At 41.4% G+C, this 22,156-nt stretch carries 18 protein-coding genes, 1 tRNA gene, 1 other RNA gene and 1 pseudogene; 5 read left to right on the forward strand and 16 right to left on the reverse strand.

What is annotated here, in order from left to right; genetic code table 11:
- Positions 1–179, forward strand: a 179-nt coding sequence (locus GEZ85_RS06420; RefSeq protein ID WP_150533797.1) for a transposase, incomplete at its 5' end; no start/stop codon positions are given.
- A gap of 39 nt (positions 180–218) precedes the next feature.
- Here the strand turns inward: GEZ85_RS06420 and gla are convergent.
- From gla to GEZ85_RS06450, 6 genes are all read right to left on the reverse strand, one after another.
- Positions 219–1,088: an aquaglyceroporin Gla gene (gene gla, locus GEZ85_RS06425; RefSeq protein ID WP_049491488.1), complete on the reverse strand. Its 870-nt coding sequence runs from the start codon at positions 1,086–1,088 to the stop codon at positions 219–221.
- A gap of 158 nt (positions 1,089–1,246) precedes the next feature.
- Positions 1,247–2,413, reverse strand: coding sequence for an ATP-grasp domain-containing protein (locus tag GEZ85_RS06430; protein ID WP_153209816.1), 1,167 nt, complete (start codon positions 2,411–2,413; stop codon positions 1,247–1,249).
- 12 nt (positions 2,414–2,425) lie between these two features.
- Positions 2,426–3,166, reverse strand: coding sequence for an esterase family protein (locus GEZ85_RS06435; protein ID WP_000546802.1), 741 nt, complete (start codon positions 3,164–3,166; stop codon positions 2,426–2,428).
- Between the two features lie 20 nt (positions 3,167–3,186).
- On the reverse strand, positions 3,187–4,011 hold the full coding sequence (locus GEZ85_RS06440; protein WP_033685208.1) for an alpha/beta hydrolase: 825 nt from the start codon (positions 4,009–4,011) through the stop codon (positions 3,187–3,189).
- Positions 4,012–4,147: 136 nt separating this feature from the next.
- Complete coding sequence (thiI, locus tag GEZ85_RS06445; protein ID WP_153209815.1) at positions 4,148–5,362, reverse strand: tRNA uracil 4-sulfurtransferase ThiI; 1,215 nt, start codon at positions 5,360–5,362, stop codon at positions 4,148–4,150.
- An 8-nt stretch (positions 5,363–5,370) separates the two neighbouring features.
- Positions 5,371–6,513, reverse strand: a complete 1,143-nt coding sequence (locus GEZ85_RS06450; protein WP_153209814.1) for a cysteine desulfurase family protein — start codon at positions 6,511–6,513, stop codon at positions 5,371–5,373.
- Positions 6,514–6,651: 138 nt separating this feature from the next.
- Here GEZ85_RS06450 and GEZ85_RS06455 point away from each other — a divergent pair, with 138 nt between their 5' ends.
- Positions 6,652–7,086 carry a DUF6556 family protein gene (locus GEZ85_RS06455; RefSeq protein ID WP_033687159.1) on the forward strand — a complete coding sequence of 145 codons (435 nt, stop codon included), beginning with the start codon at positions 6,652–6,654 and terminating at the stop codon, positions 7,084–7,086.
- Positions 7,087–7,130: 44 nt separating this feature from the next.
- Here the strand turns inward: GEZ85_RS06455 and GEZ85_RS06460 are convergent, their stop codons facing one another.
- From GEZ85_RS06460 to GEZ85_RS06475, 4 genes are all read right to left on the reverse strand, one after another.
- A complete protein-coding gene (locus GEZ85_RS06460) occupies positions 7,131–9,434 on the reverse strand; it encodes a DNA translocase FtsK (protein ID WP_153209813.1) in 2,304 nt (767 codons plus the stop codon).
- An 88-nt stretch (positions 9,435–9,522) separates the two neighbouring features.
- Complete coding sequence (locus GEZ85_RS06465; RefSeq protein ID WP_153209812.1) at positions 9,523–11,475, reverse strand: fructose-specific PTS transporter subunit EIIC; 1,953 nt, start codon at positions 11,473–11,475, stop codon at positions 9,523–9,525.
- Complete coding sequence (gene pfkB / locus GEZ85_RS06470) at positions 11,472–12,383, reverse strand: 1-phosphofructokinase (protein WP_084924202.1); 912 nt, start codon at positions 12,381–12,383, stop codon at positions 11,472–11,474. Before pfkB ends, GEZ85_RS06465 begins: the two co-directional genes overlap by 4 nt.
- Positions 12,380–13,120 (reverse strand): DeoR/GlpR family DNA-binding transcription regulator, encoded by a 741-nt coding sequence (locus tag GEZ85_RS06475; protein ID WP_000920651.1) that lies wholly within the window; start codon positions 13,118–13,120, stop codon positions 12,380–12,382. The genes pfkB and GEZ85_RS06475 overlap by 4 nt, the downstream gene beginning before the upstream one ends.
- A 161-nt stretch (positions 13,121–13,281) precedes the next feature.
- Between GEZ85_RS06475 and GEZ85_RS06480 the strand changes: the two genes are divergently transcribed.
- Positions 13,282–13,369: transfer RNA gene (locus GEZ85_RS06480), tRNA-Ser, on the forward strand.
- 78 nt (positions 13,370–13,447) lie between these two features.
- Here GEZ85_RS06480 and GEZ85_RS06485 read toward each other — a convergent pair.
- The 5 genes from GEZ85_RS06485 to GEZ85_RS06505 form a co-directional block, all read right to left on the reverse strand.
- Complete coding sequence (locus tag GEZ85_RS06485) at positions 13,448–14,782, reverse strand: Nramp family divalent metal transporter (protein WP_000094601.1); 1,335 nt, start codon at positions 14,780–14,782, stop codon at positions 13,448–13,450.
- 397 nt (positions 14,783–15,179) lie between these two features.
- Positions 15,180–15,527: a transfer-messenger RNA gene (gene ssrA / locus GEZ85_RS06490) on the reverse strand.
- Positions 15,528–15,588: 61 nt separating this feature from the next.
- Positions 15,589–16,224 carry an SGNH/GDSL hydrolase family protein gene (locus tag GEZ85_RS06495; RefSeq protein WP_261066626.1) on the reverse strand — a complete coding sequence of 212 codons (636 nt, stop codon included), beginning with the start codon at positions 16,222–16,224 and terminating at the stop codon, positions 15,589–15,591.
- Between the two features lies 1 nt (position 16,225).
- Complete coding sequence (locus tag GEZ85_RS06500; protein ID WP_153209811.1) at positions 16,226–17,053, reverse strand: HAD family hydrolase; 828 nt, start codon at positions 17,051–17,053, stop codon at positions 16,226–16,228.
- Positions 17,054–17,074: 21 nt separating this feature from the next.
- Positions 17,075–18,400: a CapA family protein gene (locus GEZ85_RS06505; protein WP_153209810.1), complete on the reverse strand. Its 1,326-nt coding sequence runs from the start codon at positions 18,398–18,400 to the stop codon at positions 17,075–17,077.
- Positions 18,401–18,726: 326 nt separating this feature from the next.
- On the opposite strand from GEZ85_RS06505, the gene def reads away from it, so the two are divergent.
- Positions 18,727–19,338 (forward strand): peptide deformylase, encoded by a 612-nt coding sequence (gene def / locus GEZ85_RS06510; RefSeq protein ID WP_023944298.1) that lies wholly within the window; start codon positions 18,727–18,729, stop codon positions 19,336–19,338.
- A 380-nt stretch (positions 19,339–19,718) separates the two neighbouring features.
- On the opposite strand, the gene metG is transcribed toward def, so the two are convergent.
- Positions 19,719–21,716 (reverse strand): methionine--tRNA ligase, encoded by a 1,998-nt coding sequence (metG, locus tag GEZ85_RS06515; RefSeq protein WP_153209809.1) that lies wholly within the window; start codon positions 21,714–21,716, stop codon positions 19,719–19,721.
- A gap of 247 nt (positions 21,717–21,963) precedes the next feature.
- Here metG and GEZ85_RS06525 point away from each other — a divergent pair.
- Positions 21,964–22,156 (forward strand): annotated as a pseudogene (locus GEZ85_RS06525) (ISL3 family transposase); the annotation flags it as partial.

Raw genomic sequence — 22,156 nt, forward strand, 5'->3', positions numbered from 1 at the left:
TTGTCAATGCCCTTCAACTACCCTATTCAAACGCCAAATTAGAAGCGACCAATAATCTCATCAAACTTATCAAGCGCAATGCCTTTGGATTTCGAAACTTTGAAAACTTCAAAAAAAGGATTTTTATCGCTCTAAACATCAAAAAAGAAAGGACGAAATTTGTCCTTTCTCGAGCTTAGCTTTTCTTCAACCCACTACAGTTGACAAAGAGCCCTTTCTTATAGGTAAAGGAATTTGAAGATAGCTACTGCCGCAATTGCTGCTGCAATCGGTGCTACTACTGGTACCCAAGAGTACCACCATTTTGAATCGCCTTTGTGCTCACCAAGAACTGATTTTGGAAGGAAAGCATGAAGGAGACGTGGCCCCAAGTCACGGGCTGGGTTCAAGGCAGGTCCTGTAGGTCCACCAAGTGATGTTACCAAAGCCATAACAAGGAATCCAAGTGCTAAGTGAGCTACTGAAAGTCCTGAAGCAGTATGTGGTGCTACTTGGGCTTTGATTGCTAAATCAGAAAAGTCAACATTTTGACCTGCTTGACTAGCCATTTGTTTCATGTATTGAAGCACTTCAGAACCAAAGAAGTTTTTAGTCATTCCAAGGGCTGCAAAGAAAAGAACAAATGATCCAACAAACTCATTTACAAAACCATTAACAGTTGCTGCAAAATGTGATTCTTTTGTACCATTATCCAAACTTGAAATTGTTGAGAAAGTACCCAAGATGTTGTTTGGATTTTCAGTTTTCAAGTAGTATGGGCGGTGTGTTGCCACAACCAAGGCTTGACCAAAGATAGCACCCAAAACTTGTGCGATGATATAAGGCGCAACTTGTGCCCAAGGGAAGAGACCGCTGATCGCAAGTCCAAGAGTGAAGGCTGGGTTGATGTGGTTTCCAGATACGTTACCAAACATCAAGGCTGGGATCATAACCCCCATACCGTAACCAACAGCGATAACGATCCAGCCACTTTGGTGACCTTTCGTACCTTTAAGTTCAACGTTGGCAACTGCACCATTTCCAAGAATGATCAAAATAGCAGTTCCCAAAAATTCAGTGGCATATTTAATTGCCCATGTGAAATCCATTTGATAGATTCTCCTTAAAATTTTTTAGACAATCCTTATTCTATCAATTTTTACATCTTTTAGCAACAGGTTTTCAAAAAGAATATATGAGAAAGCGGTTTTATTTCTTATAAAAAACAAAAGGATTAAGGGATTCCATTTCCTTAATCCGATAGTTCTTATTCTTGACGTTGTCCGAAATCTGCAATCATCTGTTCCATTTCATGTCGACTCGGAGTTGTCAGCATATAAAGGTAATCTCCTTGAAGTTCCGCGAAGGCTGCTGGCATGATTTTTTTAACTTTGAACTGCTGGCTGTACTTGGAAAGTAATTCCTCCTCAGAATAGACATAATGAGCATTTGCACGGCGAGAAGTAGCCAAACAATACTGAGGGGCAAACTCTGATGCAGGAAACTCTTCTCCCGCAACAATCGCCGCATAGCCACGATAGAGGTCCAAAGAGTGAGCAAAGTTATAAACATCAATGGTAAAACCACCTGCAGGACGGTTATTGTACTCAATGGCGATGTAATCGTCCCCCTCACGGAAGAACTCGATATGGAAGAACCGTTCTCTCATACCAAATTCTTTGACAATGGCCTCACCATATTTACGTAATTTAGGATTCATATCCTTGAGAACGTAATAAGAATTGTCCATCTTATACATCATGAGATCAAGCGGTGTATAGGCGTAGTCAAAGGTTGTTGAAAAGACAATCTTACCATACTTGTCCACAAGCCCATCAAAGGTACAGATTTCACTAGAAGTGACAAATTTTTCAAAGAAATAAACGGTTGAAAGATCCCATTCTTCTTTGAAGTGATTGATATCATCTTCTGTCTCGAGCTTAAAGGTTGCGGCTGCTCCCACTCCATTATCTGGTTTAGCAATCATTGGAAGGCCGATTTCATTCACAGCTTGATCCACATCTGCTTCCGTCTTGATAACAGCTCCAGGTACTACGGGGACACCTGCTTTTTTGAACAATTTCTTCATTTCAGACTTAAATTTAGTCTTTTTGAGGTCTTCTGGTTTGGCACCAAAAACATTGAATTGCTCACGAAGACTTGCGTCCAACTCTAGCCAATATTCATTGTGGGATTCGATGCGGTCAATTGGCCCATGTTTATAAAAGAGAAAAGCAACTGCACGTTTGACTTCATCTATATTTTCAAGATTATCTACGCGGAAATACTCGGTCAAGCTATTGCGTAAAGGTTCATCCAATTGCTCGTATGGTTCTTGGCCAATTCCCAAGACTGTGATGCCTTTATTAGCTAGTTCAATGGTAAACTGTTGAAAGTTTTGAGGATAGTAGGGAGAAATAACAAGGTAATTCATAGGTAACTCCTTTTATAAATAGAGATTTCCAAGGAAATAAGGCATTTGTTTGCGCCACCATTCCCAGTCGTGGGCGACATCGTGTCCCCACTCAGCAAACCAGGCTGGAATTTGTTTCTGGTCAAAGGCTTCTTTGAGCTTGTAAAAGGATGGCAAACCGTCTTGTTCCCAGGCACCAAGACCCGTACACAGCACAATCTCTGCCTGACGGTAACGATCAATAAACCAGCCGTCGTTCTGATTCCAGATATAATCTACTGGCGAGTTTTGGTAAATGGCATCGTCATTGTAGTAATCACCAACAAAGAAACGTGCGTCGTAAACACCACTAAGAGCAATCACTTTGGTAAAGACATCTGGATGCTGGAGGAAAAAATTGACAGCATGGTAGGCGCCCATCGAGCAACCTGTCGTCATCATACCATCAAACCAACCTGTCTTATGCTTGATAAAAGGAATAGCCTCCTCAATCACATAGCGTTCGTAGGCACGGTGCATCTCTGCTTGGTCGTGCCCATTTTTCCAAGTGGCCAACCAGCTCTCACTATCCACACTGGATAGGGTAAAGAACTGAACACGACCTTCCTCAATAAAGGAAGCACAAGCATCAATCATGCCAAAATCATAGTATTCATTGTGACTACCACCTGATGAAGCAAAGACCACAACTGGAATCCCAGCATGACCATAACGGTTAAGGTACATTTCACGGTTAAGATGACCACTCCAGTGGCTAAGGTTTTCAATATGCATTGGATTTCTCCTTTTCTAACTTACCATTTCTCTGCAAAAAATCTCAGACAGTCTGGTAAATTCTCCGACCAAGGGATTTCACTATGTATGGCACCAGACTGAACTTTCAAGACAAGATTATCTAAGTGTACCCCACCAGCTATCAAATCATGGTAATAGCGAAGAGACGAATCGATATAGGCTTGTTTGATATTACCAGCCATCAGGGTCTTGTCCGTATCATCTGCTTCTTCTGTTCCAACATAGATAAAGATACGCTGGTCAGGCGATAGTTTCTTGCGCTCGATATAGCGATTAAAGGCTTCTTGGTGCAGCCAGTTGGCAGATGAAAAGACTCCCAAGCAACCAATTTGGTCTTGGTATTCCAAACCGATAAACTGGGTAATATTGCCGCCTAGTGAGGAGCCAATCATAGCCGTATGCTGTCGATCAGCTTTGGTACGGTAGGTCTCATCGATAAAAGGTTTGACCACCTCCATGACAAACTCGGCATACTCCACACCCTTACCGCCAAACTGCTGCCCTGGAATAGGAGATTCTTGGAACTTCCAAGCCGCATACTCATTCATCCGCCCCATACCATCATTGTCAATGGCAACGACAATCATGCGACTGATATCAGGATTACGCTTAATAGCTGGGATAATCTTCCATGAATGGCCAATGAAAGACTCCTTGCTATAAAAAACATTTTGCCCGTCATGAAAGTAAACAACAGGATAGGAACGATCCGTGTCTTTCTCATAATCTTTAGGTAGAAGAACACGTACACGGCGTTCCTTACCTGTATAAGGAACCTTGAGTTTGTGTTCTTTCATTTTTAAATAAAAGTAGGATTGATTCATTGTCAGAAAACTCTCTATATTCAAAATTTTATTTTATTATATCACATTTATAGAAAAAAAGTTAGTTTTGCTTCCGTTTTTGGAATTAAAAACTAACTTTTTCATTTATTTTTCTAAATTCTTCTGGATTTTCTGATTAGAGAAGATTGTCAATTAAGTCATCCACTTCATCTTTTTCAGCCTGCGGTGTAATCTCAGTAATCATGATTCCAGCCACAGCTCGCTCTACTAATCCTTCAACATCCATACGCGCTTCGTACTGCTCCGCATTCTTAATCTTAGGATTGGTCTTAGGACGATCTGGCGCAAAAATGGTACAACAGTCTTCAAACGGTTGGATTGAAATATCAAAGGTATCGATTGCCTGAGCAATATCAATGATTTCCAACTTATCCATTGTCACAACTGGACGGATGATGGGAGTGTTGGTAACTGCATTGATAGCCTGCATGCTCTCCAAGGTCTGGCTTGCTACTTGACCAAGACTTTCGCCATTGATGATAACTAAACCATTTCGTACCTCACGAATACGATCTGTAATCCGCATCATAAAGCGACGAGTTAGAGTCATCAAGTAAGCTTCTGGCGCTTTGGTCTTAATTTCTTCTTGAATCTCTGTAAAAGGAACCTCGATAAACTGGATATTTCCCCCAAACTTGGTCAATTTACGAGTCAAATCCTGCGCTTTTTTAAGAGCACCAGGACTCGTGTAAGGTGGGCTGGCAAAATGAACCGCCTCGATATCTACCCCACGCTTAAGAGCTAGATAACCTGCAACGGGTGAATCAATACCTCCTGACAACATGAGCATCCCCTTACCAGAAGTACCCACTGGCAAACCACCTGCTCCACGAATGGTTTCATAGGAAAGATAAGCAGCTTCCTCACGAATCTCCACCTGAAGAGTGATATCAGGATTTTTCATCTGGGCTTGAATAGTAGGAATTACGTCGAAAACAGCACCACCAAGGGTTTGGTTAAGTTCACGACTGTCCAATTCAAAGCTATGGTCGCTTCGTCTACTAGAGATTTTAAAGGTCATGCCTTCCTTGTAGATATCCTGCATAATCTCTTGGACAGCAGCCTTAAGCGTTGCAACAGATTTTTCGACCTTATAAACGGGAGAAAAGTTTTGAATCCCGAAGACTTGTTTGAGCGATTCTGCTACTGCTGTATAATCGGCTCCATTCAGGTAAACGTGGGCACGGTCGCGATCAGCGGTTACCTTAACTTGGGGATAGATAGACAAAACGTCCGAAATGTTATTGCGAAGTTTATTAATGAAACGCATACGATTTTTACCCTTGGTTGACAACTCTCCGTAGCGAATCATAATTTCTGAATACTGCATGAATGCTCCTATCTTACTTTTCTAGTTTGATTGTAAATTAATTTTAACTTGGTCAAAAACTGCTCGACCTGACTCATATCATTTTCAAGGTCTAGGCTAAGACGCACAGCTGACTGGGCCTTATCTTTATCCACTCCCATGGCAATCAGAGTTCCTGCAGGTTTCCCAGCCTTGGACGAACAAGCAGAGGTCGTTGAGATGAAAATATCATAGTCTTCAAAAGCGTGAATGATGACTTCACCACGAACACCCTTGATTCCAAAAGTCAGGATATGAGGGGCAAAGTCTTCCTCATCTGAAAAGACAAAAATATCCGGATAGTTCAGAAGAGCTTGGCGAATAACTGCCTTCATCTGCCCAGTCTTGCTAGTAAAGATATCTAGCTTTTCCATAGATAAACGAAGAGCCTTGGCTGTCGCTGCAATTCCTGCCACATTTTCAGTTGTCGAACGGTAATCACGTTCCTGACCACCACCTGTTAAAAGAGGCGTAATCTTCTTGCCATACTTGATATAGACAAAACCAACACCACGAACTCCGTGGAACTTGTGACCAGAGAAAGTCGCGAAATCCACTCGTTCTGTCAGATACTTTTCAGTCGGAATCTTGGCAAGCGCCTGAACCGCATCAACGTGGAAGGAAATAGTCGGCTTGTCTGCTAACAGTTCTGAAATAGCCTCAATAGGCTGAACAGAACCGATTTCATTGTTCACGGCCATGACGGAAACGAGGGTCGTATCAGATCTTATCAAATCTGATAACGCTTCAACATCCACAAATCCTTTGTTATCAACTGGAGCAAAATCCACTTCAAATCCTTGACTTTTCAACCAGAGGGCTGACTCTTTGACTGCCGGATGTTCAATGGTTGATACAATGATGTGCTTTCCAAACTGAGCCTTTTCAAAGGCCACACCCTTGATGACCCAGTTATCTCCTTCTGTCCCACCAGAAGTAAAGAAGATTTCATCACTTTTCTTACCGATTAAATCTGCAATCTGTTGACGAGAAGCATCTAAGATTCGTGTTGCCTGGTCTCCTAAACGATGGAGACTAGATGGATTTCCTAAAATTTTTGAAGCGACCTGCATATAAGTTTCAAGGGCTTCAGGATAGGGCTTGGTCGTCGCCGAATTATCAAAGTAAATCATGTTTTCTCACGCTTTCTAAAATCACTCCTTCTATTGTATCATGAAACGGAGTCTGCGACAAGAAAGGGCAATTCCTCTTTTTTTAAGATTTTTTTAAAGAAATGCGGTATAATAAATTTTAATTAAAGGAGAGAATGTATGTCTAATTATCGTAGAACTTCAAAACCAAAAACAGAACACATCAAAAAAGGCTTTACAGTCTTTCAAAAAACCGTTGCTACTATCGGTAGTATCCTTGGCTTAATTACCGCAAGTATCACGATTATGAACGCCTTGGATAATAACAAAAATACTAAAAAAGAACCTACGACAAGCCAGACGACAACCATTGTCAAAGAAATTCAAAAGGAATCCCCTCAGGAAAACACTAGTCCCAATAAGGAAAATAACACTTCTCAAGAAAAAACACAGCAAGAGGAAACACCAAAAGCTAGCGTCAAGGAAGAGAAAAAAGAAGAGCAGAAAACAGCAACTCAGGACTCTACTACTCCTGCTCCTACTCCAAGTAAACCTGCTACTGAAAATGAAAAACAGTCCAATAGTCCAACTTCGGAAAATAAAACTAATCAATAATCACTAAAATAGCCTCCTTCCAAACTTGGAAAGAAGCTATTTTTTTATTGTTGTAAAACTTTTCTTGGTTTGGTACCTTCAGCTGGACCAATGACACCTGCTATCTCAAGCTCTTCCATGAGACGGGTCGCACGATTAAATCCAACTGCCAAACGACGCTGAATCATAGATGCGCTGGCTTTCTGGGTCTCAATGACCAAAGCCTTGGCTTCTTCAAAGAGCGGGTCACCACCAGATTCACCATCTGAAAATTCTCCTTCATTTTCAGAAACCTCACCTGGATCAAAACTCTCATCGTAGTCCGCATCTGCCTGAGCCTTGATAAAGTTTACGATGCGTTCAACATCATCATCCGAGATAAAGGATCCTTGGAGACGAACTGGATGATTTTCATCGATCGGTTTAAAGAGCATATCTCCTCGACCAAGCAGTTTCTCAGCTCCATTTTCATCCAAGATGGTGCGCGAGTCTGTACCTGATGATACCGCAAAAGCCACTCGAGATGGGACATTGGCCTTGATCAGACCAGAGATGACATCAACGGATGGACGCTGGGTTGCAAGAATCATGTGGATACCTGCAGCCCGCGCCTTCTGCCCAAGACGAATGATGGCATCTTCCACTTCCTTGCTGGCCACCATCATAAGGTCAGCCAACTCATCCACAATCACGACAATAAGCGGTAGCGGAATTTGCTTGTACTCAGACTGGGCATTGAACTCTTCTACCTTGGCATTAAAGCCTGCAATATTCCGAACTCCCACCTTGGCAAAGAGTTCATAACGATTTTCCATCTCATCCACAACCTTTTGCAGGGCCTTGCTGGCTTTGCGTGGATTGGTCACAACTGGAATCAAGAGATGAGGAATGTCATTGTAAACAGACAACTCAACCATCTTGGGGTCAACCATCATAAATTTAACTTGGTCAGGTCTCGCCTTCATGAGAATGCTGGCGATAATGCCGTTAACTGCTACTGACTTCCCTGAACCCGTTGAACCTGCAACTAGCAAGTGGGGCATTTTGGAAAGATCAAAAGCCCTTGCAGTGCCATTAACAGCCTTCCCTAAAGGAATTTCCAAGAGATTTTCTGCTTTCGTTTGAGATTGTTCCCATAGTTCGCGGAAAGAAACTGTTGCAATCTCAGAGTTAGGTACTTCGATTCCCACTAAAGATTTCCCTGGGATAGGTGCTTCGATTCGGACATCCTTGGCCGCCAAGGCTAGAGCGAGGTCATCTGCTAGATTGGAAATACGATTGACCCGTACACCTACTGCTGGCTTGACTTCATACTTGGTCACTGATGGCCCAATTTCAGCCCGTTCAACTGTTACCTTGATACCAAAGCTAGCAAAGGTTTCTTCTAGGATTTTGATATTTTCCCGGACGATTTTCTTCTCTTTAGACTGATCCTTGGGTTTATCTGGGGCAAAGAGTTGTAAGCTTGGAAGTTTGTATTCGAGGGCTTCTTTGGCTGAAAAATCGACCTGAACATCTTCGTCATCAGAGCCATCTTCCTGTTCAGCGAATTCAAGTTCAGCTTGAGGTAGGATGATTTCTGGTTCCACCCAGTCTTCTTCTGGAAAAGGTGGAGCGTCAAGCACAACATCATCAGTCAGAATTTCACCCGTTTCCATATCAACAGGAGGCAAATCGAGTAAGGCTTTTTCAGCCTCTTCTTGTTCTAATCTAGCCTCTTCCTCAGCCTTTTGACGAGCTTTTTCTTCTTGTTTGACAAAGCGTTCCTCTTTTCGACGCTCATGCCCTTCCCGCCATTTAGCAAAGCCTCTACTGAAAAATTCCGCAATATCGTAAACAGACCAAGGACTGATCAGGAGGGCACCTACTAAAATCAAAATAGAACCAATAAAGTAAGTACCGATATTTGAAAAGAGAAAAGCGGTTGGAATATAAAGAGCGACCCCAATCAAGCCCCCTCCAGCAAAACTGGTCGTTCGAAAACCAGTCAAATCCGTCACAACCTGAGCCATGGTTCCCTTTAGAACAGACTTGTCCAAACCATATTTCCAAACTAAGTAGGCCTCAAAAATCAAGAGCAAGCCAGCAAATATGGTGAAAAAACCTGATAAGAGTCCTTCCTGTTTTCGTATCCACTTGAAGAAGAAGAGATAGAGCAGGATGCCAAATATTGCCAGATAAGCTAGGCTACCCACCAGCAAGCGAATGAAATTGTAAAGGGTTATACCTGCAGCCCCTAATTTGAAGGCTGCGAAAATCAATAAAAGCGCGATTCCCAACGAAATCAACATTCGTTGAATCGCTTCTTTTCTTTCGAGTTCTGCTTTAGACGGTCTCCGTCTTGTTTTACTTGTATTCTTGTTTGCCATTCTTCTATTATACCATATTTCACAGGCATTTCGGAAAGAGAAAAAGACTGCACCAAACGGTCCAATCTTTTCATTTTCTATCTAAGTTTTATGCTTTTGGTTTGCGTAGGTAACCATAAACCACACCACTTACGATTGCTCCTACCAATACAGAAACGAGGTAAAGAAGAGCATTTGAAGTAAGGGCAATCACGAAGATTCCTCCGTGTGGCGCCATAAGTTTGATACCAGTAAGACCAACGAGTCCACCTGCTACTGCTGAACCAAGGATGAAACTTGGGATCGCACGAGCTGGGTCAGCGGCACCAAATGGAATTGCTCCCTCAGTGATAAATGACAAGCCCATGATGATGTTTGTCAAACCTGAGTTGCGTTCTTCCTTAGTAAATTTATCTTTGAAAAGAAGAGTGGCGACAAAGATTGCAAGTGGTGGCACCATTCCTCCAGCCATAACTGCTGCCATGGCTACAGAACCACCTGAAGAAACAGACGCTGCAAGCGTACCTGTACCAAAGACATAAGCCGCTTTGTTAACTGGTCCACCCATGTCAACAGCCATCATTCCACCAAGGACGATACCAAGAAGGACAGCTGAACCTCCTCCAAGACCACCTAGGAAGTCATTCATAGCAGTGTTGATTGCTGCCATTGGGATATTAACAGCTAGCATGACAAATCCAGTCAAGATTGTTCCAAGAAGTGGCAAAAGAAGGATTGATTTTGCACCTTCAAGTGAACGAGGAACTTTAACGTATTTCTTGATAGCAAGAACTAAAGCACCTGCGATAAATCCACCAACAAGGGCACCTAGGAAACCAGATGAGACACCTGCAAGAGTTGAAGTTGCTTCACCACCTGCGGCATAAGGAATTTTACCAAAGGCAAAACCTTCTTTGGCAATAGCACCAGCCACGAAACCTGCTACCAAACCTGGTTTTTCAGCGATAGAGTAGGCAACATAACCTGCAAAGACTGGAAGCATCAAACCAAAGGCAGCTCCACCAATTTTCATGAACATAGAAGCTAGCTCATGGTAGGAACCAAGATTACCAAGATTTTCATTTGGAACACCCAAAGCACCGTCAATCAAGAAGGCAAGGGCAATCATGATACCACCGCCAATAACAAATGGCAACATTTGAGATACACCACTCATCAAGTGTTTGTAGAAGGCACCACCAAGGCTTTGTTTTTCGTTAGAGGCTGTTGCAGCTTTTGCACCATTAGCGGCACGGTAGACTTCCGCTTCTCCTGAAAGAGCCAAGTTAATCAATTCTTCTGTTTTACGGATACCGTCAGCAACTGGACGATTGATCAATGGTTTGCCATCGAAACGATCCATCTCAACCGCCTTGTCTGCAGCTATGATAACAGCTTTAGCCTTGCGGATGTCCTCAGCAGTTAGTTGGTTTCCAACACCGCTAGCACCGTTGGTTTCAACCTTGATTCCAACACCCATTTCAGCAGCCACTTTTTGAAGGGCTTCTTGAGCCATGTAAGTGTGGGCAATACCTGTTGTACAAGCTGTAACAGCAACGATAAAGTCACCAGAGTCATTGGTAGGTGCTTGAACTGGCTCCTCAGCTTTTTCTGAAGCTTGGTTAAAAAGTTCGATAACTTGGTCAGCTGATGTTGCTTGACGAAGTTTATCAGCAAAGCCATCTTTCATCAAGTATTGAGACAATTCTGCCAAGGCTGCCAAGTGAGTATCATTGGCGCCTTCTGGAGCAGCAATCATGAAGAAGAGGTCAGTTGGTTGTCCATCTAAACTTTCATAGTCAACACCCTTGTTTGATTTAGCAAAGAGAACAGTCGCTTCTTTTACAGCAGCATTTTTGCTGTGAGGCATTGCGATTCCATCACCCAGACCAGTAGAAGTGAGAGCTTCACGCGCCAAAATTCCTTCTTTAAATGTTTCAAAATCTGTTACATAACCGTGGTCTGTCAAACTTTTAATCATCTCGTCGATGACAGCTGTTTTTTCAGTTGCCTGCAAATCCAGCAACATGACATCTTTTCTCAATAGGTCTTGAATTCTCATCGTTTTTCTACCTCAACTTTTTCATATGTTTCTTTAATAAATTCCGCCGTTGCCAAGTCATCCGAGAAGGTGGTTGCTGTTCCACAAGCCACTCCCCATTTGAAGGCTTCTACTGCTTCTTTAGATTTGACAAATTCACCTGTAAATCCAGCTACCATAGAGTCACCAGCTCCAACTGAATTTTTGACTGTTCCCTTGATAGGTTTTGCGAAATAAGCTCCCTCAGATGTGACAAGAAGTGCACCGTCCCCAGCCATGGAGATAATGACATTTTGAGCTCCTTTAGCCAGTAACTGACGAGCATAGTTCTCGATTTCATCTAAACTTTCGAGTTTAACCCCAAAAATCGCTCCAAGTTCATGATTGTTTGGTTTGACCAAAAGTGGCTGGTAGTCCAAACTATCAATCAAGGTCTGTCCTTCAAAGTCACAGACCACCTGCGCGCCAGTCTGACGGGTCAAGGCAATCAAATCCTTATAGATAACATTGCCTAGATTTTTAGCACTTGAACCCGCAAAGACAACTGTATCTTCTGCTGTTAAACTAGACAAAATAGCTTTCAATTCTTCTAACTGGGCTGGTTCGACAGTTGGACCCGTTCCGTTGATTTCTGTCTCTTGGTCTGCTTTGATTTTAACATTGATACGAGTATCTTCTGCTACTTGGACAAAACGTGTCTCGATTTCTTCATCAGCCAGAGTATCTGTGATAAATTTACCAGTAAAGCCTCCGATAAATCCCGTCGCTGTATTTGGAATATCCAAGCGTTTCAAAACACGACTGACATTGATTCCTTTCCCACCAGCAAACTTATCATCACTATCCATTCGATTGACACTACCGACTTGGACTTGGTCCAAACGGACAATATAGTCAATGGATGGATTAAGTGTGACTGTATAAATCATACTTCTATTACCTCCGTTTTCTCCTTAATAGCCTGCAAGAGTTCATGCCCTTGACTTGTGATAACAATAGCTCGTTTGAGTGGTGCTACCTTAGCAAAGCAAGTTTGTCCAATTTTTGACGAATCCACCAAGACATAGGTCTGTTTGGCATTCTCTAAAATAGCTCGCTTCACAGCTCCCTCCTCCATATCAGGAGTCGTATAATAGCCATCATCTACACCATTCATCCCGATAAAGGCACGGTCAAAGTGCAATTGGTTAATCTGGTTAAGAGCAACGCCCCCGATGCTCGCATCTGTCGCCATCTTGACACTTCCTCCAACCATGACAGTTGGAATCTGCTTTTCAACCAACTGTGCGGCATGGTGAATCGAATTGGTCACAACAGTAATATTCTTATTAACCAATTCATGGATCAAAAAAGCAGTTGTTGTTCCAGCATCGATAAAGATGACATCTTGTTCCTTGATGAGAGAGGCTGCTTTCTGAGCCAGTAACTTCTTCTCTTGAAGGTTTTTGACAGATTTTTCTTGAATGGTTTCTTCTTCCTGCAAGGAATGGGGTAATTCTGCTCCACCATGCACGCGACGAAGCTTGTTTTCCGCTTCCAACTCATCCAAGTCTCTTCGAACCGTTGATTCTGACGTTTCTAACAAACTAACTAATTTTTCTAGAGAAACTACATGATGTTGATTTAACTCTTCTAAAATCAGCTGTTTCCGCTCTGTTTTTAACACTGAATCACCTCCTGTTATCGTTTACACTATTCATTCTATCACACTTTCTTTCAAAGTCAAGCATTTTTTATCATTTTCTTTCAAAATCTATCATTTTTCTTATTTCCAAAATTTTTATTGCAAGATAAGAGCCTTTATGGTAGACTATTTGAGTAAGTATTGGAAGATTACTCAAGAGGCTTAAGAGGCCGTGTTGGAAACGCGGTAGGCGTGTAACAGCGTGCGTGGGTTCGAATCCCATGTCTTCCGTTTATTTTAAAAAAGATACCCAAGAAATCTTGGGTATCTTTTTTCTTATATGCTTGTTTTATAACTCGGGTGAATTTCTTAGAAAATATCAAATAACAATTTCACATTGAGAATTGTTAAGATAATGGAAACGATATAGCCAAGGATGGTATTCCATTTGGCATTGGTAAATTCTCCCATCAGTGATTTCTTAGAAGTTAGATAAATCAGTGGGAAGATTGAAAATGGAAGAGCAATCGAAAGAAAGACTTGTGAATAAACCAATAACTGATCTAATGTTTTTTCCTGATGACCAAACAGAACCGCTACAATCATGACAGGCAACAAGGCAAAGAGACGAGTTGCCAAACGAATGAACCATTGAGGTAATCTCATATGCAAGAAACCTTCCATAACGATTTGTCCAGTCAAGGTACCCGTAATTGTCGAATTTTGACCACTGGCTAATAAAGCCAAGGCAAACAAGGTTGATAAGGTCGAGCTAGCTATAGCTCCTGCAATAGTAGAATCCTGCAAGGCATTATACATTTGAGAGAAGGCAGAAATCTCAGATGCATGGCCGAAAAAGAGAGCCGCCCCGAGAATTAATAGAAGGGAGTTAACCACAAAGGCCAAGGATAATTGGAGATTTGAATCCCAGGTCATAAAGCGCACGGCTTTTCGAACATCATTCTTGTCCTTGTGATTGATTTTCCGAGTTTGTGACAAGGAAGAATGCAAATAGAGGTTATGGGGCATAACCGTTGCTCCCACGATCCCTAGTGCCAAGGTTAATTGACTTTCATGCCCTGGCAAGGGACTTTCAAATAAGGTTGCATTCGGTAGATAACCCTCAACGATTCCTTGGAAGCTTGGATGTGACAAAGCTACCAGATAGGTAAAAATTGCTAGAATGGTTAAAATCAGTGTTGTCACAATAGCTTCAATCTTCTTAAAGCCAAATTTCATCAGAAGCAATAAGAGAAAAACATCCAACACGGTCAAGAGAATTGCTATCATAATCGGAATCTTAAAGAGAAGATTGAGAGCAATCGCTGAACCTAGAACTTCTGCCAGATCTGTCGCCATCAAGGCTAATTCTAAAATCACCCATAGACTATAACGAAGCCATTTAGGTGAATGATGAGCCGTTGCTTGAGCCAGGTCCATCTGGGTTACAATACCAAGCTTTCCTGCCATCTGCTGAAGTTGCATGGCAATGAGAGATGAAATCAAGATAACAAACAAGAGACTATACTTATAGGAAGCACCACCGACTACACTGGTAATCCAGTTTCCTGGATCCATATAACCAACTGCGACAAGAGCACCCGGACCTAAAAAGGCATTTAAATTTTGCCAGAAATGATTGTTATTTGGAGTATCGATAGATTGATTAATCTCAGAGAGTGACACTTTTTTATGAGAAGACATAGATACTTACCTCTTTCTAAACCTACTTTTTCATTATTTTCTATTAGAGAAAAATAAGATTGACTTTAAACTATTAAAACAATGAAAACTATATGAAAAACATTTAGTTTTTTCATTATTTTTCTTAAGGTACCTTAATATTTTTCTTAAGTTACCTTAATTATAACACAAAAATGAAAACTATATGAAAAACATTTAGTTTTTTCATTATTTTTCTTAAGGCACCTTAATTATAACAGAAAATATGATAAAAACTTAAGAAAATTCAGGACTTGATTTAATATTTAGGATACAACAAAATGTTGTATTCTTTTTTTGCAAAAGAATACCAAAGAATAAAATAAAAAACGTTGTAAAAACAACGTTTTAGAAAGATTTACAAAACAATGTAAATTATCAATGGAGCCGGTGGGAGTCGAACCCACGTCCAAACATCTGCTAACATATTTGTCTACAACCATAGGTTATGTATTCGTTTAACAGTCCCTCGACACATAACTCAAGCCTAGAAACCGCGAGTCTATCAATCTCTTATCAAGCCGCTAGACAAGACTTGATCGTATCTCGCTAATAATAAGACCTGTCATTGAACACGAGCAATCCAAATCGGGTCACGCCTGCTGGTTTTTAGGCAGCTAGAGCGTAAGAAGTGTTATTTTTTGCAGTTATATTTAACTGAGCGTTTACGTCGCCACACGAGTCGCAAAATATGCCTCATAATGCCTGTCGAATCCGTAACGACCCCAAAAGACAATAAAACCATTATACCTTATCTAACACAAAAATGCAAAAAGGAAAGCAATTAACTACAAAAGATAGTCTTTCAAAGATTTTGTCAAAACCTGATAACCAGCAACACTAAGGTGCAACCCATCAGTTGTATAATCTTTTTTGAGTTGACCTGCCTGGTCTGTCAAACTATCAAAAACTGGCACAAATTCTACCTGCATATAGGCAGAAGCAAGCTCTTGATAGGCTTGATTCCATTTCTGAATTTTTTCATTCGTGCGGATATAGACTGTCTGCTTGTACTCTTCTCCCTCATTGACTGGCAAAATAGAAAGCAATTTAATCTCAGTCAATGGATAATCGCGAGCAATGGATTGTATGATAGCTTCGAGGTTATTGAGAGCCTCATTCACAGGCACATCTTTTCCGATATCATTTGTCCCAATAAAAAGGACAATTTTATCTACTGCTCCACCGTACAGATGCGCATCTAGATTTTCTAATAACAGCCCTGTCTGATACCCTCGAATGCCTCGATTGACAATCGTCTTCGAAGTCCCAAATAGTTCCTGCAGAGGATAATATTCGACAATGGAATCCCCAATAAAAAGAATGTCTGGCTCTACAACAGAAACCTGATTTAAGTGACGATACTTGGTTTGGATTTTTTCTTGTTCCTTTAGTAACCAATTTTCTAATAACTGTACTGCCACTTCATTCTCCTTTTTCTAACCAGTTTTCCAAGACTTGATAAACTCCGCCTTGGCTGTTGGCTGGCGCTAGAGCAGTCGCCACAGCTTTGGCTTTATCATCAGCATTTTCCATCGCATAGGCAATTCCAGCCATTTCAAGCATTTCAACATCATTTTCACTGTCACCAAAAGCCATGATTTGTTGGGAGGTCAAGTCCCAGCGCTTGAGTAATTCTTCCAAGCCCCATGCTTTATGAATTCCAGCTTGAAGGATATCAATGCAACCATAGCCACTGGATACAGCCCGAACACGGCCATCAAAGAGGTCATTGATTTCTTCCAAAACCGAGTTCAAACGTTCTTCACCAACAACCATACTCATCTTGAGCACACCACCAAAGAGGTCAGAGGTTAATTCATCCACAAAATGCATCCGTTGGTAGAATTTTTCAATCATTTCTGGAGTCATAAAACTTTCAAGGTCTGTAAAAATTGTACCTTCTTTGACGAAACCACCCTTCATCCCCGTTACAACAAACTGGTCCTGACACGCTCGACCCTTGAAATGAGCCAAAGCCTTATCGACAATGGCATCATCCCAAGTCTGTGCCTGAATCAGTTCATTGTTTTCAAAAATACGAGCTCCATTGGCAACAACCAAAACCACTCGATCTACCAAGTGCTCCAGCAGTTGTCTCATACGGTGAATTTCATTGCCCGTCGCGATGACAAAACGAATACCCCTTTGATCCAACTGATCTAAAATCTTTTCCAAGCGTGGAAGATCAAGCTGGCCTCTAGCATCCAGCAAGGTCCCATCCATATCTGTCGCAATTATTTTAATCGTCATTTACTTCCCTCTGGATTCAAGCTAATCCCACTTCAATCCCACATGTTCGTTCATTTCTTTGTAGGCTGTATCAATTCGTTCCTTAGTCGCTTCATCTAACTGGTCACGATGACTACCACCCTCGATAAAATCTTCTAAGATATAAGTTTGGTATAGGAATAGTGGATAACCTTCTGGAGAATAGGTTCCTTTTGGTGTACGGTTTACCCAAGAAGGATGCGCTTTAGCAGTTTCGATTATCGTCTTGCCATCCTTTTTCTTAATGGTCACATCCATAAGAACGCCACGCTCTGTCCACTTAGCATTTTCTTCATCTTGCATAGTTTCAATTCGTTGATTGGAAATGAAGTTCCCCATTGAATAGATAATGAGTTTCTTGTCCCCATCTTTTTCAACCGTTTCAGATGGTTCAACTACGTGAGGGTGCCCTCCAAAGATAATATCAGCTCCCCAATCGATCATCTTGTGATAAAGAGCCTTTTGTTCTTCAGTCGGTTCCAAGCGATACTCCACACCCATCTGAGGCATGATAATGGTGATATCCGCTTCCTTCTCTGCTCGTTCAATTTCAGCCTTCATCTTGTCTTCATTTAAGTCTGAAAGATAGCGGTTATAGTCTTCTTGAGAAATACTTTGCTCAATTCCATTAAATCCATAAGAATAAGCCAAAAGTGCAACCTTGATACCGTTCACTTCCTTGATAACCAGAGGAGCTTGATCACGGGACTCATGCGTATACACGCCAATAGGTGTCATTCCTGCCTTTTCAATAGCATCTGCTGTTGAGACCACACCTTCTATTTGTGAATCTAGGATATGGTTATGCGCCAAATCAAGCACTTGATATCCGGCATCCTTGATGGCATCCATGATTTCGCCAGGCGCATTAAAGAGTGGATAACCTGCCAAATAGTGGTCCTTGTTCACAGTGCCTTCAAAATCACCTATAATCAAGTCTGCTTGTTTGAGCCATGGCTTCACATAATCAAAATTTTCATGAAAATCATAGGTTCCATCTTCTTTTAAAGCAGAACGATAAATCGGAATATGATAGAGGAGGTCCCCATTGGCCATAATTCTGGCAGTTTTTTCCTCTTCCTGATCTTTGGAATTTTGATTCGTCTTATTAGCTTCTTGAGAAATGGCATCCTTTTTTTGACTAGTCATTGGAATTCCTTGGAAACTTTCAAACAACAAGACCAAGCCCATTGATAAAGCAACTGCTAGCAAGAGTATCGCCACAAATCCCTTATTACTCCACTTGCGATAACTTCTAAAAAAGTTTACAAAGCCTCTCACAAAATGAAAAACTGGTCCACGTTTATGTCTATCTTGTCTTCTTTGCATCTTCATTCTCCCTACTTTCTAATGCAAGCCTTTTCTTTTTATTATATCACAGATAAGTAATTCTTTCACAATTGATACTCTTCGAAAATCAAATTCAAACCACGTCAGCGTCGCCTTACCGTATATATGTTACCGACTTCGTCAGTTCTATCTACAACCTCAAAGCAGTGCTTTGAGCAACCTACGGCTAGTTTCCTAGTTTGCTCTTTGATTTTCATTGAGTATGAATTGAACATCCTATCTATTTTCTATAAATCCTAAAGGCTGTAATACTTTCAATCCTTGTCATTTTGTGTTATCATGTAGAAGTAATGAAAGGAGAGAAAATGTCTGCTATAGAACGTATTACAAAAGCTGCTCACTTAATTGATATGAAAGATATTATCCGCGAAGGGAACCCAACTCTACGCGCGGTTGCTGAGGAAGTTACTTTCCCCTTGTCTGACCAGGAAATCATCCTTGGTGAAAAGATGATGCAATTCCTCAAACATTCCCAAGATCCTGTCATGGCTGAAAAGATGGGACTCCGCGGTGGGGTTGGACTTGCTGCTCCTCAATTGGATATCTCAAAACGCATTATCGCTGTTTTGGTACCAAATATTGTTGAAGAAGGCGAAACTCCAGAGGAAGCTTACGACTTGCAAGCTATTATGTACAATCCAAAAATCGTCTCTCACTCTGTTCAAGACGCTGCTCTTGGTGAAGGAGAAGGTTGCCTCTCTGTTGACCGCAACGTGCCTGGCTATGTTGTTCGTCATGCCCGCGTTACTGTTGATTACTTTGACAAGGACGGCGAAAAACACCGCATTAAGCTCAAAGGTTACAACTCCATCGTTGTTCAGCATGAAATTGACCACATCAACGGAATCATGTTTTACGATCGTATCAATGAAAAAGACCCATTTGAAGTTAAAGATGGTCTACTGATTCTTGAATAAAGAAAATCCCGTTGCAAGACGGGGTTTTGTGTTATAAATATTGGATGAGAGGAATTATAACCAACATATGTAGCAAGGGATTAGCTAAGACACCTTTTATCCACGGAATAAGTACCTTATACCAATTCATAGATGAAGGACAATTCAATGCCTTGGTTAACTTGACTAAGAAAATGGTTTGACAGGACGAGTTCCTCTAGCCTGGAAAATACAACTTGATTACGGTTCTAATCTTGATTTTCTTTGTGAAACTTAGGAAAATATCTCAACTATTCTTACATCTATTATACGAATTTACACAAAGAAAAGGCCTTAGAAACTTGTAGTCTAAGGCCTTTGTCTTCGTTCTGACAAATGTACATAACGTTGGTCTTTTACTTTTACCCAATCACACTTCCATTTGGTACAGCTGGATCAACTGTGAGAAGGGTTAATTGTCCATTATGTTCAGCTGAGAGGATCATCCCTTGGCTGACATATTTTTTCATCATCTTACGCGGTTTGAGGTTGGCAACGATTTGGACCTTCTTGCCGACCAATTCTTGTTCATTTGGATAGTATTTAGCAATTCCTGAGAGGATTTGACGATCTTCACCATCACCAGCATCCAAGCGGAATTGAAGCAACTTATCAGAACCTTCCACTTTAGACACTTCTTTGACTTCTGCAACACGAATTTCAACCTTGTCAAAGTCTTCAAACTTAATTTCTTCCTTGTTTAGTTTGAGTTCAACTTCATCTGGATTCCATTCTTTTTCGACCGCAGGTTTGTTGCCTTCCATTTGTTCCTTGATATAGGCGATTTCTTCTTCCATATCCAGACGTGGGAAAATTGGAGTTCCTTTGGCAACTACAGTCACATCTGCTGGGAAGTCAGCCAAGCTCAAGTTCTCAAGGCTCGCTACTTCTTCCAAGCCAAGTTGAGTCAAGACTGCACGACTGGTTTCCATCATAAATGGCTCAATTAAGTGAGCTACGACACGAAGGCTGGCTGCCAAGTGGCTCATAACACTTGCCAATTGATTGCGGAGTGCTTCATCCTTGGCCAAGACCCATGGGGCGGTCTCATCTATGTATTTATTGGTACGAGAGATCAGAGTCCAGACTGCTTCAAGGGCACGTGGGTAGTCAACTGCTTCCATGTGTGTATGGTAGTCAGCGATTGATTGTTCTGCAACGTCAGCAAGAGCATTGTCAAATTCAGTCACACCCTCTACATAGGCAGGAATTTGTCCATCAAAGTACTTGTTAATCATAGAGACCGTACGGTTAAGGAGGTTTCCAAGGTCATTGGCTAATTCGTAGTTGATTCGGCCGACATAGTCTTCAGGAGTGAAGGTTCCATCTGAACCAACTGGAAGGCTACGCATGAGGTAGTAACGAAGTGGGTCGAGCCCATAACGCTCTACCAACATTTCAGGGTAAACGACATTCCCTTTAGACTTAGACATTTTTCCGTCTTTCATGACAAACCAACCATGGGCAATCAAACGGTCTGGCAATTTGATATCCAACATCATAAGAAGGATTGGCCAATAGATTGAGTGGAAACGAAGTATGTCTTTCCCCACCATATGGAAGACAGTTCCATTCCAGAACTTGTCAAAGTTACCATGTTCATCTTGACCGTAGCCAAGAGCTGTCGCATAGTTAAGAAGGGCATCAATCCAAACGTAGACAACGTGTTTTGGATTAGATGGTACTGGAACACCCCATGTAAAGGTTGTACGAGAAACAGCCAAGTCTTCCAAACCTGGTTCGATGAAGTTGCGCAGCATTTCATTGAGACGACCATCAGGAGTGATGAACTCAGGATGAGCTTTGAAAAATTCGACCAAACGGTCTTGGTATTTGCTGAGGCGAAGGAAGTAGGATTCTTCAGATACCCATTCCACTTCGTGTCCTGATGGAGCGATACCGCCCGTTACATTTCCAGCTTCGTCACGGAAAACTTCTGCAAGTTGACTTTCTGTAAAGAATTCCTCATCTGAAACTGAATACCAACCAGAGTATTCACCCAAGTAGATGTCATCTTGAGCCAGCAAGCGTTCAAAGACCTGCGCCACTACTTTTTCATGGTAGTCATCCGTTGTGCGGATAAATTTATCGTATGAGATATCTAGTAATTGCCAGAGTTCTTTGACTCCAACTACCATCCCATCAACATAGGCTTGAGGTGTGATGCCAGCTTCTTCAGCTTTTTGCTGAATCTTTTGACCATGCTCATCAAGCCCTGTCAAATAAAAGACATCGTAGCCCATGAGACGTTTGTAACGCGCTAGGACATCACAGGCGATGGTGGTGTAGGCAGAACCGATATGAAGTTTACCAGATGGATAGTAAATCGGCGTTGTAATATAAAAATTCTTTTCAGACATAATTTTTCCTTTCCAGGCAAATGAAACCTGTTTTTCTAACACTTCATTATATCACATTTTTAAGGATTTTCGATAGGGAAATCTATACAAAAACAAGATAGACAAGTGTCCATCTTGTTTATTCGGCTCTATAATATTTGTAGTGGGTAAATCCCCTATGGATATTATGGAGCCTATTTTGTTGTAGAAAAAAAGTCCCATATCATCTATAATGAAAAGCGACCAAACCATCATTAGAAAGAATCATATGGAACAATTACATTTTATCACAAAATTACTAGACATTAAAGACCCTAATATTCAAATTATAGATATCATCAATAAGGATACACTCAGGGAAATCATCGCCAAACTGGACTACGACGCCCCATCTTGCCCTGAGTGTGGAAGTCAAATGAAGAAATATGACTTTCAAAAACCGTCTAAGATCCCTTACCTCG

Source organism: Streptococcus mitis (genome assembly GCF_009496205.1).
Taxonomy (GTDB): domain Bacteria; phylum Bacillota; class Bacilli; order Lactobacillales; family Streptococcaceae; genus Streptococcus; species Streptococcus mitis_BN.